Origin of the sequence: Humibacillus xanthopallidus (genome assembly GCF_006717145.1) — a bacterium.
In the GTDB taxonomy this organism is placed as follows: domain Bacteria; phylum Actinomycetota; class Actinomycetes; order Actinomycetales; family Dermatophilaceae; genus Humibacillus; species Humibacillus xanthopallidus.
Genome location: NZ_VFQF01000003.1, coordinates 594,804 through 608,091, shown reverse-complemented (window position 1 = coordinate 608,091; position 13,288 = coordinate 594,804). Strand labels below are relative to the sequence as shown.

11 protein-coding genes are annotated in these 13,288 nt (G+C 71.5%); 8 read left to right on the top strand and 3 right to left on the bottom strand.

Annotated elements, in window-relative coordinates; all coding sequences use genetic code 11:
- Positions 1-3: 3 nt before the first annotated feature.
- The 5 genes from FHX52_RS20820 to FHX52_RS20800 all read left to right on the top strand — a co-directional run bounded on the left by FHX52_RS20820 (position 4) and on the right by FHX52_RS20800 (position 4,408).
- On the top strand, positions 4-1,092 hold the full coding sequence (locus tag FHX52_RS20820) for a 6-phosphofructokinase (RefSeq protein ID WP_141824279.1): 1,089 nt from the start codon (positions 4-6) through the stop codon (positions 1,090-1,092).
- A 4-nt stretch (positions 1,093-1,096) separates the two neighbouring features.
- On the top strand, positions 1,097-1,480 hold the full coding sequence (locus FHX52_RS20815; RefSeq protein ID WP_141824278.1) for a phage holin family protein: 384 nt from the start codon (positions 1,097-1,099) through the stop codon (positions 1,478-1,480).
- Positions 1,481-1,691: 211 nt separating this feature from the next.
- Positions 1,692-2,387: a hypothetical protein gene (locus tag FHX52_RS20810; protein WP_141824277.1), complete on the top strand. Its 696-nt coding sequence runs from the start codon at positions 1,692-1,694 to the stop codon at positions 2,385-2,387.
- A 158-nt stretch (positions 2,388-2,545) separates the two neighbouring features.
- The gene (locus FHX52_RS20805) at positions 2,546-3,457 is read left to right on the top strand and encodes a mechanosensitive ion channel family protein (RefSeq protein WP_221630674.1); all 912 of its coding nucleotides are present in this window, start codon (positions 2,546-2,548) and stop codon (positions 3,455-3,457) included.
- A 180-nt stretch (positions 3,458-3,637) separates the two neighbouring features.
- Positions 3,638-4,408, top strand: coding sequence for a TetR/AcrR family transcriptional regulator (locus FHX52_RS20800; RefSeq protein WP_141824276.1), 771 nt, complete (start codon positions 3,638-3,640; stop codon positions 4,406-4,408).
- On the opposite strand, the gene FHX52_RS20795 is transcribed toward FHX52_RS20800, so the two are convergent.
- Positions 4,398-5,117 carry a RibD family protein gene (locus FHX52_RS20795; protein ID WP_141824275.1) on the bottom strand — a complete coding sequence of 240 codons (720 nt, stop codon included), beginning with the start codon at positions 5,115-5,117 and terminating at the stop codon, positions 4,398-4,400. The genes FHX52_RS20800 and FHX52_RS20795 overlap by 11 nt on opposite strands.
- 120 nt (positions 5,118-5,237) lie before the next feature.
- Between FHX52_RS20795 and FHX52_RS20790 the strand changes: the two genes are divergently transcribed.
- The 3 genes from FHX52_RS20790 (at position 5,238) to FHX52_RS20780 (ending at position 10,081) form a co-directional block, all read left to right on the top strand.
- On the top strand, positions 5,238-6,434 hold the full coding sequence (locus FHX52_RS20790; RefSeq protein WP_141824274.1) for an exonuclease SbcCD subunit D: 1,197 nt from the start codon (positions 5,238-5,240) through the stop codon (positions 6,432-6,434).
- 2 nt (positions 6,435-6,436) lie between these two features.
- Positions 6,437-9,430, top strand: coding sequence for an AAA family ATPase (locus tag FHX52_RS20785; protein WP_141824273.1), 2,994 nt, complete (start codon positions 6,437-6,439; stop codon positions 9,428-9,430).
- A gap of 267 nt (positions 9,431-9,697) precedes the next feature.
- Complete coding sequence (locus FHX52_RS20780; RefSeq protein WP_141824272.1) at positions 9,698-10,081, top strand: DUF1304 domain-containing protein; 384 nt, start codon at positions 9,698-9,700, stop codon at positions 10,079-10,081.
- A gap of 36 nt (positions 10,082-10,117) precedes the next feature.
- Here the strand turns inward: FHX52_RS20780 and FHX52_RS20775 are convergent, their stop codons facing one another.
- Both FHX52_RS20775 and paaN read right to left on the bottom strand, forming a co-directional pair.
- Positions 10,118-11,518, bottom strand: a complete 1,401-nt coding sequence (locus FHX52_RS20775) for an MFS transporter (protein ID WP_141824271.1) — start codon at positions 11,516-11,518, stop codon at positions 10,118-10,120.
- Positions 11,518-13,242: a phenylacetic acid degradation protein PaaN gene (gene paaN, locus FHX52_RS20770; RefSeq protein WP_141824270.1), complete on the bottom strand. Its 1,725-nt coding sequence runs from the start codon at positions 13,240-13,242 to the stop codon at positions 11,518-11,520. The genes FHX52_RS20775 and paaN overlap by 1 nt, the downstream gene beginning before the upstream one ends.
- Positions 13,243-13,288: the final 46 nt, after the last annotated feature.

Sequence of the window (13,288 nt, the reverse complement as noted above, 5' to 3'; positions counted from 1 at the left end):
TCCATGCGCATCGGCATTCTCACCGGGGGCGGGGACTGTCCCGGTCTCAACGCCGTCATCCGTGGCGCCACCCGCGCCGCCGAAGTCACCTACGACAGCACCGTGATCGGCTTCCGCAACGCGTGGCGGGGCGTCATGGACAACGACTACGAGCTCCTCGACGTCGACCGCTGCCGCGGCATCCTCCCGCTCGGCGGAACCATCCTCGGCACGAGCCGCGACCAGCCCTTCGCCCACGAGAACGGCCTCAAGCTCGTGCGCAAGGCCTACGACCGCCACGGCCTCGACGCCATCATCGGCGTCGGCGGCGAAGGCTCGATGAGCGTGGTCAGCCGTCTCCACCAGGAGGGCTTCCCCGTCATCGGCGTGCCGAAGACGATCGACAACGACATCAGCCTCACCGAGATGACGTTCGGCTTCCAGACGGCCGTGCAGATCTGCACCGACGCCATCGACCGCCTCCACACGACCGCCGAGAGCCACCACCGCGTGCTCGTCGTCGAGGTCATGGGGCGGCACGTCGGGCACATCGCCATCTGGTCCGGCCTCGCCGGCGGCGCCGCGATCACCCTCGTGCCGGAGGAGCCCTTCGACATCGAGGAGGTCTGCGCCCGCATCGTCGACCGCCACAAGAAGGGCCGTTTCGCCACGATCATCGTCGTCGCCGAGGGTGCGACGCCCAAGGAGGGGACGATGGACATCCCCGCCCCCGAGATCGACAAGTACGGCCACCAGATCCTCGGCGGCATCGGCTCGATCCTCGCCCGCGAGATCCAGGGCCGCACCGGCATCGAGAGCCGGATGACGGCGCTCGGCCACATCCAGCGCGGCGGCTCGCCCGTCGCCTTCGACCGGGTGCTCGGCACCCGCTTCGGCGTCGCGGCTGTCGAGGCCGCCCTCGACAGCGACTGGGGCCAGATGGTGGCGCTCATCAACGGCGCGATCGGGCGCGTGCCCGTCGCTGAGGCGGTCGGCACCCTCAAGGTCGTCGAGCCCGACCTGCTGCGCCTCAACCGCATGTTCCAGCCGCGCATCCCCGGCGACGAGCACCCCGGGCTTCCCCCGGGTGCCTCGGTGCCCGTGGAAGACTGAGCCCATGCTCGTCAACTTCGCGATCCAGACCGTCATCAACGGCATCGCCCTCTGGGTGGCCGCGTGGGCCGTCCCTGGCATCACCTTCGGCACCGGCCAGTCGACGAGCTCGACCTTCTGGACGGTCGCGATCGTCGCCCTGATCTTCGGTGTCGTCAACGCGCTCGTGCGCCCCATCGCCGCGCTGCTCTCGCTGCCCTTCATCATCCTGACGCTGGGGCTGTTCATCTTCATCCTCAACGCCGCGATGCTCCAGCTCACGTCGTGGCTGGCGGGTCAGTTCAACCTCGCGTTCCACGTCAACGAGTTCTTCTGGGACGCGATCTGGGGCTCGCTCATCATCACCTTCGTCTCGCTGCTCCTCGGCTTCGTCAAGCGCCCCGACTGAGTCGTCTTTGCACCCACGTATGCCGTGAGCCCGCCCTCCACGTGGAGGGCGGGCTCACGGCATACCGGGGTGGTGGCGTGTGCGCCGGGCTGGTGCCGGAGCGGGACCATCGGCACTTGTGGCTCGACCGGGCCTCCCGAGGATGGGAGTGAGGGCCGGCCCACGCGCCGCAGAGGACGACGCCCGCCGCCCCGTCCGGAGGGTGATGGCGATGAGGACACGACGGAGGATCCTGGCCACGATGGCGGCGGCCGCGCTGGCCCTGCTGGCGGCGGCGCCGGCCACCGGTGCGGCGCCGGCCACCGGTGCGGCGACGGGCGGTGACTGGGTCACCGTCGACCGGGTGCTGGTCAACCGCCTCGGCGGAGTGAACGTCTCCGGCCAGTTCAGCTGCACGGCGACCTACGACCTGCTGCGTGCCGGCCAGCTCGTGGGCATGCGTGAGACCGAGGAGGGCCAGGAGTGGTACACGATCCCGGCACCGGATCCCACGGACAAGGTGCTGCTGCTGGTCAACGCCGACAACTACACGGTGAGCCAGCCCGCCGGACGGCGGCTCATGATCAAGGTCGACCACGGGTCGTCCCGTGCCATGCCGTGCTACGCCGAGCAGCGCGTGCTGCCCGATGGGACCGTGATCGGACGCGACAAGTGCCCGACCGACAACGGGCCCTGCCTGTGGGAGACCGACCGCTACGCCTACGACCGGCAGGCATACGGCCCGCTCTTCGACTACTCCTCCAACGGGAAGTTCAAGGCTGGGAACCTCAACGTGGAGGTGTACGACTACGGGGTCGCGGTCTTGATCTTCGACGAGGACGGCAACCAGAAGGGCGACTTCCAGATGTCGCCGAACGCGGCTGACGTCTACTTCAACGACGTGATCCGGGCCGTGACGGCCCGCTGACCCCGGCACTCGGGCCGGTATGCCGTGAGCCCGCCTTCCGTGTGGAAGGCGGGCTCACGGCATACCGCAGTGGTGGTGTTTCCGTTTCGCGCAGGACGGGTAGGTATGCACCGACTGTGGTTTACAACGTAAACACCCTGCAAACGAAGGAGTCCCGCGTGGACAGCATCAGCACGGCACTGACGGATCTCTGGCGATCCGTGGCGCTGTTCGTACCCAAGTTCGTCGCGTTCCTGCTCATCCTGCTCATCGGCTGGTTCATCGCGAAGGCGATCGGCAAGGCCGTCGACAAGATCCTCGAGCGCGTCGGCTTCGACCGGGCCGTCGAGCGCGGCGGCATCAAGAAGGCGCTCGCCAATAGCCAGTACGACGCGTCGTCGATCGTCGGCAAGATCGTCTACTACGCGCTGCTGCTCTTCGTCCTGCAGCTCGCCTTCGGCATCTTCGGGCCGAACCCGATCAGCGACCTGCTGAGCGGTGTCATCGCCTTCCTGCCCAAGGCCATCGTCGCGATCGTCATCGTCGTCGTGGCAGCGGCGATCGCCGCCGCGGTGCGCGAACTCATCGCCAACACCCTCGGCGGCCTCTCCTACGGCAAGGTGCTCGCCAACATCGCCAGCGTCTTCATCCTCGCGCTCGGCATCATCGCGGCCCTGAACCAGGTCGGCATCGCCACCACCGTCACGATGCCCGTCCTCATCGCGGTGCTCGCCACCGTGGCCGGCGTGCTCATCGTCGGCGTCGGCGGCGGGCTCATCAAGCCGATGCAGGCTCGGTGGGAGCAGTACCTCCACACCCTCTCCGAGGAGAGCGGCCGCATCCGCGAGCAGGTCCGTCAGGCGCCGAGCGTCGGCGAGCAGGCCCGCGAGGCGAAGGCCCGCTACGACGGCTCCGCGACCGCCACGTCCGAGCGTGACGAGGCCCAGGCCGCCGACGACTTCTACCACGACCGGTCCGACGTCGCAGGCGTGCGGACCACGTCCTTCAGCGCCACGCCCACCACCTCGTTCGAGACGGATGACTACCGAGGCGACCACCGCCCGGCCGACGGTGGTCAGAGCCAGTACTGACCCCCGCCAACACTCCGCCACACCTCCGCCGCACGTCCGCAGCCGGGAGAGGTCCCTCGCAGGGAACCCTCCCGGCTGCGTGCATGACGGCCCTGCTATGACGGCCCCTGCACCGCACGAGGCGCGCTGGCCGCGGGCATGATGGGGGACGCACCGACTCTCAGCGGCGAAGGAGCACCCATGCCGAGCCCCGGAGGCATCAGCCCCGACACGACCCGTGGGGATGAGGGGGGCACAGGCCGACGTCAGCGAGGTGCGGGCGGCGCCGATCAACGGCTCAGCCGCGACCGGATCATCGACGAGGCGATAGCCCTCGTCGACAGCGAGGGCGTCAACGCACTGACCATGCGCCGCCTCGGCACCCGCCTCGGGGTCGAGGCGATGGCGCTCTACCGCTACGTCAACGGCCGCGAGGACCTCCTGGAGGGCGTCGTCGACCGGCTTGTCTCCAGCCTCGAGATCGACCCGGGCGCGAGGATGGAGCCGGCCGACGGGTGGCAGGCCTTCCTGCAGTGGATGGCGCACAACGTGCGCCAGCTCGCGCTCGACCACCCGCTCGCGTTCCCGCTCATCGCCACCCGGCACCCCGCGGCCCCCTGGCTGCGGCCGCCGTTGCGCAGCCTCGCTGTCGTCGAGGAGTTCCTCGACGGTCTGCTGCGCCGCGGATTCACCGAGGCCCAGGCGGTGCGCGCCTATCGGACCTTCACGAGCTTCCTGCTCGGCCACCTGCTGCTCGAGTCGGCATCCCGGGGGGCGCAGTTCTCCGGACCCGAGACGCCTCTCGACGAGGGGTCTGCACCCGTGCCCAACGACGACGCGGCACTCTCGCTCGAAGGCTTCCCGACGCTCGCTCGCCTGGCCCTGCAGCTGGAGAAGGACCGTGTCGAGATCGAGTTCGAGGAGGCCCTCGAGTCCCTCCTCGAGCGGATGGATCTCGAGCTCAGCCAGTAGGCGGACCAGCTCGGGGGTTCGTCGCGTAGCGCAGCAGGAGCGCGCCGTCGTCGAGGCGCTCGACGTCGGTCAGGCGGAGGCGTATGCCGCCCGGCGCGGTCGGGTGGGGCAGCGTGACCAGCCGCTGCCCGTCCGGGTCGCTCGAGATGACCGGGTCGAGCAGGAGGGCGATCTCGTCGACCAGTCCGGCTGTCAGCAAAGCGCCGTTGAGCGCACCGCCGCCGTCGGTGCGCACCGCGCTCACGCCGTGAGTCGTGGCGAGGCGCTCGAGGGCGCGCGCGAGGTCGACGCGGTGCTCGCCCGCCTCGAGGTGCTCGATGCCGCGGCGATCGAGGTAGCGCCGGTAGTCGGCCGGGGTGCTGCGCGAGACGAGCACGACGATGGAGCGGTACCAGGGCTGGGCGAGCGCGTGCTGCCAGCAGCGCACGATGCCTTGGCTGTCAGACACGACGAGAAGAGGTCGTGGCTCGGTCACGAGGGACTCGAAGCCGGGCACCACGGGCAGCCGATCGGGCGGCGGGAGGGCGCGCAGCTCCTCGGCGACGGGCTCCGGCGGTCCGAAGGCGAGCGCGGTCGTACTGCCCATGAGGATCGCGCCGCTGCGCCAGCGGAAACCCAGGCGGTAGTAGCGCGACGGGTCGGTGTCGAAGCCGACGACGCGACCGTCGATGCTGACCTCGTTGTAGACGACGACATGTGGCCTGGTCATCCGGTCACGGTAGGTGCGGCCACCGACGGTCGTGGCCGTGGTGACGCAGATGCGACTCACCCGGGTCGCCGACGGGGTGTCGGGTGGGAGGGTGTCGGCGCGGGGTCCTACCGTCGAGGCATGCGGTTGCTCCACACCTCCGACTGGCACCTCGGGCGCACGCTCCACGGCGTGAACCTCCACGAGGCGCAGTCTGCCGTGCTCGACCGCATCTGCGAACTCGTCGAGGACCCGCCCGACGGCATCCCCATCGACGCCGTCCTCGTTGCCGGCGACGTCTATGACCGGGGCGTGCCGCCCGTCGAGTCGGTGCAGCTCTTCGAGTGGACCCTGTCGCGGCTCTCGGCCGTGACGACGGTGGTCGTCACCTCCGGCAACCACGACTCGGCGATCCGCCTCGGCTACGGGTCGGCCCTCTTCCGCGACCGCATCCGCATGATCACCGACCTGGGCGCCCTCGACCTGCCCCTGCTGCTCGAGGGCAGCGACGGGGTGCGGGCAGCGATCTACGGCATCCCCTACCTCGACCCGGACCATGCGCGAGTTGCGCTGGCCGGCTCGGGTGACGTGCTGCCACGGTCTCACCAGGCCGTGGTCGGCGCGGCGTGCGAGCTGATCCGGGGCGACCTCGCGGCGCGTGACGGGGTGCGGAGCGTCGTGCTCGCCCATGCGTTCGTCGCCGGAGCCGAGCCGAGCGACTCCGAGCGCTCGATCATGGTCGGCGGGGTCGACCGGGTCGCCGGCACGGTCTTCGCCGGCGTCGACTACGCCGCGCTCGGCCACCTGCACGGCCCGCAGTCACCCGAGTCGGCGGAGGGCTCGGTGGTCCGCTACAGCGGGTCACCGCTGCGCTACTCCTTCTCCGAGCAGGACCACACCAAGGTGGTGCTCCTCGTCGACCTGCCCGCCGAGGGCCCGGCGGTCGTGACCCCCGTCGCGATCGAGCAGCCGCGTCCGATGGCCACGTTGCGGGGCCGGCTCGACGAGCTGCTCGAGTCGCCGGAGCACGCCGCCGACGAGACGTCCTGGGTCCGGGTCACCGTCACCGACCGGGTGCGCCCCGACTCCCTCATGGACCGCGTCCGGTCGCGTTTCCCGCACGCCCTCCAGGTCTTCCACGAGCCCGATGGCGCCATCGACCGCGGTCGGGGCGGCACGACGGTCGTCAGCGAGCGCGACCCGCGCGAGCTCGGCAGCGACTTCATCGCCTACGTCACCAAGACGGTGGCAAGCGAGGGCGAGGTCGACGTCTTCGAGGCGGGCTACGAGGCCGCGACCACCGCGCAGCACCTCGCGGAGTCGCAGGAGGTGGCCTGATCATGCAGCTGCACCACCTCGAGATGACCGCCATCGGGCCGTATGCCGGCACCGAGAGCATCGACTTCTCCGCCATCGGGCGCGCCGGCCTCTTTCTGCTCGAGGGCCCCACCGGGTCGGGCAAGTCGACGATCATCGACGCGATCACGTTCGCCCTCTACGGCAAGGTGGCCCAGGCCTCCGCCGACGTCGAGCGCATCCACTCCCACCACGCCGACCCGCGCACTGTGCCCGTCGTGACCCTCGTCTTCGAGACCCAGTCGGGCATCTACCGGGTGCAGCGCACGCCGCGCTTCGAGCGACCCAAGTCGCGCGGGGCCGGAACGACCGTGGCCCAGCCGACGATCAAGCTCTGGCGGGTCGCGACCCCTGACGACCTCCTCGGCGGCGAGCTGCTGTCGACCTCCATCGGCGACTGCGACGACGAGATCACCCGTGCCGTCGGGCTGACCCGCGACCAGTTCGTGCAGACCGTCATCCTGCCGCAGGGTGAGTTCGCGACCTTCCTGCGCGCCCGCTCCGAAGACAAGGGCAAGCTGCTCGAGAAGGTCTTCGGCACGGCCTTCTTCCGACGGGTCCAGGACGAGATCGTCGAGGCCGGGCGAGTGGCACAGGGCCGCCGGCAGTCGGCTGTCGACGAGATCCGCATGGCCGTGCAGGCCTTCGCCGTCTCGGCCGGGCTCGAGACCGAGCGCCGCGACGCGCTCGTCGAGCTGAGCCGCTCCGCCCCCGAGACACTGGCCGCAGAGCTGGCCCAGGTCGTCGACGAGCTGGCCACGCGCGAACGCCACGCCGGCAAGCGCAGCCGTGAGGCGATCGACGCCCACCGCCAGATGGCAGAGATGGTCGGCGACGCGCGGCTGCGCATGCAGCGCCGCGAGCGCCTGCTCGCCCTCCAGCGCGAGGACGAGACGCTCGGCAAGCGCGCCGTCCACTTCACGCAGCTTCGGGCCGAGGTCGAACGCGCTCGACAGGCCAAGCCGGTCGTCGGTGCGGTGCGCACGCTGGCCATCTCCGAGGGCGCGCTCAAGCGAGCCGAGGGCGCGCTGCGGCTGGCCCGGTCACACGTCGACGAGGCCCTGCGCGACGCCACCCTCGAGACGCTGCGTGCGAATGCGACCCGTTCACGTGAGGTCATCGGGTCCCTCGACGGAGCCATCACGCTGGAGACCGCCCTGGCCGGCCGCCTCATCGAGGCCCAGCGCCAGCAGGCGGATCTCGCCCGGTCGCGTACGACGCTGGCCGCCACCACCCGGGAGGTGGAGGCTCTCCCCGACACGATCGCGGCGCACGAGCGGGCGCTGACCGAGGCTCGCCGGCTGCACGCCCTGCTCGAGAGCCGCACGACGGAGGCCACCCGGGCCAAGACGGTCCTCGAGGCGGCCACTGGCCATGCGACGGCACGCGCGCGCGTCGCCGCCCTGGAGCAGAGCACGGGGCAGGCGCTCGAGGCCGTGCGGGCGGCCGAGCTCGACCTCGCCCGGCTGCGGCAGGCGCGCATCGACGACATTGCCGGTGAGCTCGGCCTCGCTCTCACGGAGGGCGACCCGTGCCCCGTCTGCGGCTCGCTCGAGCACCCGGCCCCCGCGCGGCCGACCCCTGACGCCGTCACCCCGGAGCGAGTTCAGGCGGAGGAGCAGCGGGTCGAGGCACTGCGAGCCGTCGCAGCGCGCAGGGTCGACGCGCTGGCCGACCTGCGCGGCGAGGTGGCCGCCCTCGCGGCCGCGGCCGGGGGGCTCTCGCTCGAGGCCGCCCGCGAGCGCGCCGAAGCCGCAGCCACAGCGCTCGAGTCGTCCGTGCGAGCGGGCGACGACGTGACCCGTGCAGAGGCTCGCCTCGTCGAGCTGAGGTCGACCCAGGCTGCCCTGGCCGAGCGTCGTGGGGCGCTCGAGACCACGATCGCCCGGCTCGAGCAGGCCGTCGCCGACCTCGAGGAGCGCATCGCGGGCGAGCGCGCCACCGTCGACGAGGCGCGCGACGGCCACGACACCGTGGCCGACCGGCGCACGGAGCTGGCGGCGACAGCCACCCGCGTCGACGAGCTCATCGACGCCATCGGCCAGCGCGAGGTGGCCGCAGCCGCCGTGGCCGAGGACGAGCTGGCGCGCGACGCCGACCTCGCGGCCGCCGGCTTCGACGACGTCGCCGAGTGGCTCGCAGCGGACCGCACCCTCGAGTGGATCAAGATGCGCGAGAAGGAGATCGCCGACTTCGAGACGGCCTGCACCCAGGTGCGCGCGGGTCTCACCGGCCCTGAGCTGGCCGACGTGCAGCTCGACGCCCTCTTCGACGACATCGACCAGATGACCGAGCTCGAGAAGGCCGCGAAAAAGGAGATGGAGGCCGCCACCCACGAGCACGGCAGCCTGCGCACCCAGGTGGCCCGCACCAAAGGCCACGTCGCCGACATCCACGAGGCCCTGGCCCGCAACGCCGACGTCATCGCCGCCACGGCCGACGCCGTGCGGGTCGGTCAGCTCGTCTCCGGCAACGGCGACAACCAGCTCAACCTCGACCTCGTGAAGTACGTCCTCATCCGGCGATTCACCGAGGTGCTGTCGGCGGCCAACGCCGAGCTCGCCCGCTTCTCCGGGGGCCGCTACACGCTCGAGCACACCGACGCCAAGAAGGGCAACGCCAAGTCAGGCCTCGGTGTGCGGGTCCACGACCTGCACACCAACCAGGTGCGCGACGTCGGCACCCTCTCCGGTGGCGAGACCTTCTACGTCTCCCTCTCGCTCGCGCTGGCTCTCGCCGAGGTCGTGCGGGCCGAGTCGGGCGGCGTCGACCTCGGCACGCTCTTCGTCGACGAGGGCTTCGGCACCCTCGACCCAGACGTGCTCGACGACGTCATGCACACCCTCGAGGGCCTTCGCGAGGGCGGCCGCACCGTCGGCATCGTCAGTCACGTGACCGAGCTGAAGTCACGCGTCGCCGACCGCATCGAGGTCATCGTTCGCCCCGACCGCACCTCCACGTTGCGCATCACCGCCTGACGAAGCACCCCTCCCCCACTCGAGTGGCCCCGTCGTCACACGGCGGATGCGGCTCGCGTGGGACTGGTGGGGCGGCTCGGCCACTCGACAGCCGATGGGGCTGGCGGGGCGGGGGCGGCCCGACCAACTCCCCACTCGAGTGGCCCCGTCGTCACACGGCGAACGCGGCTCGCGTGGGACTCGTGGGGCGGCGCGGCCACTCGACATCCCATGGGGCTGGTGGGGCGGCGCGGCCACTCGACGGTCGGTGGGGCCTACGATCCGGGGATGAGCGTCGTCGCGAGCGTCTTCGTCGGGCTGGCCGCCCTCCTCCACGTCTACATCTTCTGGATGGAGAGCATCGCGTGGACCCGCCCCGAGGTCTGGAAGCGCTTCAGCGTCGCCGACCAGGCGACCGCAGACGTGACCCGCCCGATGGCCTACAACCAGGGCTTCTACAACCTCTTCCTCGCCCTCGGTGCAGGCCTCGGCCTCGTGCTGTGGTGGACCGGGCACGAGACCGCGGGCCGCACCCTCGTCCTCTTCGCCACCGGATCGATGGTCGCGGCCGCGACGGTGCTGCTGGCCTCGGGCCGTCACTACCTGCGGGCCGCCCTCACCCAGGGCACGCTGCCGCTCCTTGGCTTCGTCCTCTTCCTCCTGGCTGGGTAGCCGCAGCGTCCCCCTCGACCAGCAACCCCGCCGGGGTCAGGAGGTCGTCGGTCTGCGAGGCGCGGTCACGGCCACCATCACCACGACCGCGACGCCGACCACAGCGGCCCCCATCGCGAGGGTGCCGTAGCCGAGCCGGTCGACGACGACGCCGGCGAGCAGCCCCCCACCCGCGCCGGCGAGCCCCATGAAGACCTCCGACAGCCCCTGGGTCGCCGGTCGCTCCTCCGCAGTCACCGCCGACGTCAGCATCGTCGAGCCGGAGATGAGCGTGCAGGACCACCCGACTCCGAGCAGCAGCAGCGCGATGAGCAGCAGCGGCGACCACCCCGTCATCGACTGCGACGCGAGCACGGACGCGAGGGTCAGCACCGCGCCACCCGTCGCCGCGATGATCGGGCCGCCCCACCGGTCGACGGCCGCGCCGATGATCGGCGAGAACGCGAACATGCCGAGGATGTGCACCGAGATGACGAAGCCGATGACCTGCAGGTCGGCGTGGCCGTGGCTCATGTGGATGGGCGTCATCACCATGACCGACACCATGACGACGTGGCCGAGCGCGATCGTCAGCACGCCGAGGCGGGCGCGCCCGTTGGAGCGGACGACGCGCAGGCCGCGGGTCAGCGAGCCGTCGTGGTCCTCGTTGCCGTCGCCGAGCTCACCCGGCCCGACCCCGTCGACGGGCTCGAGCGCGGCACCGTTCTCCGCCGCGTGCGTGCGCGGCGTCGTGACGACGCTCCGCGCCGGTTCGGTATGCCGCCCGGCCGAGGCCGCCCGGTCCGCTCGCTCGAGCGCCCGCGCCGTGAGCAGCGGGTCCGGCCGCAGGAGCCGGGTGATGACGACGAGAGCGAGGGCGAACCCGGCGAGGGAGAAGACGAACGAGCCGGCCAGCTCGGGCAGGCCGAGCGCGCGGGCGAAGGCCTGGCCGGGGCCGACGAGGTTGGGCCCGAGCACCGAGCCGATCGTCGTCGCCCAGACGACGACCGAGAGGTCACGCCCACGGTGCTGCGGCAGCGCGAGGTCGGCCGCGGCATACCGCGACTGGCTGTTGGCGCTCGTGCCTCCGCCGAAGAGGAGCATGCCGACGAGCAGCAGCGGGAAGCTGCGGGCGACGGCGGCGGTGACCACGAGGGCCGCGCCGACCAGTGCGAGCGCGAGCCCGAGCTGCAGGCCCGGCCGGCGACCGCGCGCCGCCATGACGCGCGCGACGGGGATGGCGATGAGCGCACCACCGAGCACCTGGAACGTCGTGCCGAGCCCGGCGAGCGACTCCGTGCCGGAGAGGTCCTCGGCGAGCAGGGCCCCGACGGCCAGCCCGCTCGCCATGCCGAGACCCGACAGGATCTGCGACGTGATGAGGGTGCGGATGACGTTGCGCTGCAACCCTTTTCGGTGTGCCGGGTCGAGGTCGAGCGCTTCGGTCGGCTCCGGCATCAGACGTGACGTCGTGACGTGATGACCCTGAAGCGGCCGGCGACGAAGGCGGCATCGGTGTAGGCGGCGTTCGCGGCGGGGTTGGCCCCCGTGCCGTGGTAGTCGGAGAAGGCCGCCGTCTGGTTGACGAAGACCTGGCCGGTGAGGTTCTCCGAGAGGGCGACCCCCCCGGCGGCGGCAGCCTCGCGCGCCTGGTCGAGCACGTCCTCGCTCGTCGAGTAGACCGCAGCCGTCATGGCGCCGTGCTCGCGGATCGTGTCGGCGAGCTGGGCGAGTGACTGCTCGGTCGAGGCGGTGCGGATGAGGAACCCGACGGGGCCGAAGCACTCCTGCGTGTAGACGTCCTCGCGCGAGACGTCGAGCGCGACGAGCCCCGGAGCGCGCACGACGGCGTCGGCCCACGTCGGGTGGGCGATCCGGCGGGAGTCGAGCACGACGCGGCCGTCGGCCTCGCCGGCGATCGTGGCCAGCGAGTCGGCGTTGCTGCGCACCTGGTCGTTGACCGTCGCGCCGAGCAGCTCGACAGCCTTCGCGTCGTCGCCGGTCAGGCGGCCGATGGCCCCGGCGAGCCGCTCGCCGAACTCGTCGAAGGAGAGGTGGCCCTCGTCGGTGTCGACACCGCCCTCGGGGACGTAGATGTTCTGCGGGGCCGTGCACATCTGGCCGGAGTAGAGCGCCAGCGAGAAGGCGAGGTTGCCGAGCGTGCCGCGCAGGTTGTCGGTCGAGTCGACGACGATCGTGTTGATGCCGGCCTTCTCGGTGAAGACGAGCTTGCCGGCGGCCGCGCCCGCCTGCTCGAGCCAGCCACCGAAGCTCGGACCGCCGGTGTAGTCGATGATGGCGATCTCGTCGCGCTCGGCAAGCGTCTTGGCCAGGCCCTGGCCGTCGGCCTCGGCCGCCAGCTGCACGAGCGCCGCGTCGAAGCCGGCCTCCTCGAGCACCGTGCGGGCGATCTCGACCGAGATGGCGAGCGGCAGCACGGCCCGAGGGTGCGGCTTGACGACGACGGGGTTGCCCGTGACGAGCGAGGCGAAGATGCCGGGGTAGGCGTTCCACGTCGGGAAGGTGTTGCAGCCGATGACGAGCGCGAGGCCCCGCGGGACGATGCGGTAGTCCTTCTGCATGCGCAGCGGCGCCGGCTTGCCCTCCCGGTCCTTGCCGGGCTTCTCCCAGACGACGCTCGTCGGCAGGCGCTCCTGCTCGACGAGCCCCGCGGCCACGGCCTCGATCGCCCGGTCCTGCGCGTGCGGCCCGCCCGCCTGGAAGGACATGACGAAGGGCTGGCCCGAGGTGTGCATGACGGCGTTGGCGATCTCGAAGCTGCGGCGGTTGATCCGGTCGATGATCTCGACGCAGACGGCGGCACGCACCTGCGGCCCAGCGTCGCGCCACGCGGGAATCGCGTGACGGGCGGCCTCGAGGCCTGCATCGAGGTCGAGCGCGGGATAGGTCACGCCGAGCTCGGGCCCGTAGGGCGAGACCTCGCTGCCCACGAAGGTGCCGTCGGTCGGCTGCCCCAGCAGGGCGGCATACGGCTGCCCGAGGTGCGCCTCGTGCGCCGCGAGCCCCTCGGCGGCAGCGCTCTCGCCGTAGACGCGAGGGCTCGGCGACTCGGGGTAGCGCGAGTAGTAGGAGCGCGTCGTCAGCGCCTGACGGATCTCGTCGAGGACACCGGCGTGCGCGGCGAGCAGCGGGTGGGTGGGCGTCGTTGCCGTGTCAGTCACCCATCGATGCTAGCCAGATGTCACGCGGCCGTATGCCGTCCCCTCC

Excerpts from the sequence above, each read along its gene's own strand:
- FHX52_RS20810 (WP_141824277.1), top strand. The coding sequence starts at position 1,692 with ATGAGGACACGACGGAGGATCCTGGCCACGATGGCGGCGGCCGCGCTG.
- FHX52_RS20795 (WP_141824275.1), bottom strand. The coding sequence starts at position 5,117 with ATGACCAGGCCACATGTCGTCGTCTACAACGAGGTCAGCATCGACGGT.
- FHX52_RS20785 (WP_141824273.1), top strand. The coding sequence starts at position 6,437 with ATGCAGCTGCACCACCTCGAGATGACCGCCATCGGGCCGTATGCCGGC.
- FHX52_RS20820 (WP_141824279.1), top strand. The coding sequence starts at position 4 with ATGCGCATCGGCATTCTCACCGGGGGCGGGGACTGTCCCGGTCTCAAC.
- FHX52_RS20800 (WP_141824276.1), top strand. The coding sequence starts at position 3,638 with ATGCCGAGCCCCGGAGGCATCAGCCCCGACACGACCCGTGGGGATGAG.
- FHX52_RS20815 (WP_141824278.1), top strand. The coding sequence starts at position 1,097 with ATGCTCGTCAACTTCGCGATCCAGACCGTCATCAACGGCATCGCCCTC.
- FHX52_RS20775 (WP_141824271.1), bottom strand. The coding sequence starts at position 11,518 with ATGCCGGAGCCGACCGAAGCGCTCGACCTCGACCCGGCACACCGAAAA.
- FHX52_RS20790 (WP_141824274.1), top strand. The coding sequence starts at position 5,238 with ATGCGGTTGCTCCACACCTCCGACTGGCACCTCGGGCGCACGCTCCAC.
- FHX52_RS20780 (WP_141824272.1), top strand. The coding sequence starts at position 9,698 with ATGAGCGTCGTCGCGAGCGTCTTCGTCGGGCTGGCCGCCCTCCTCCAC.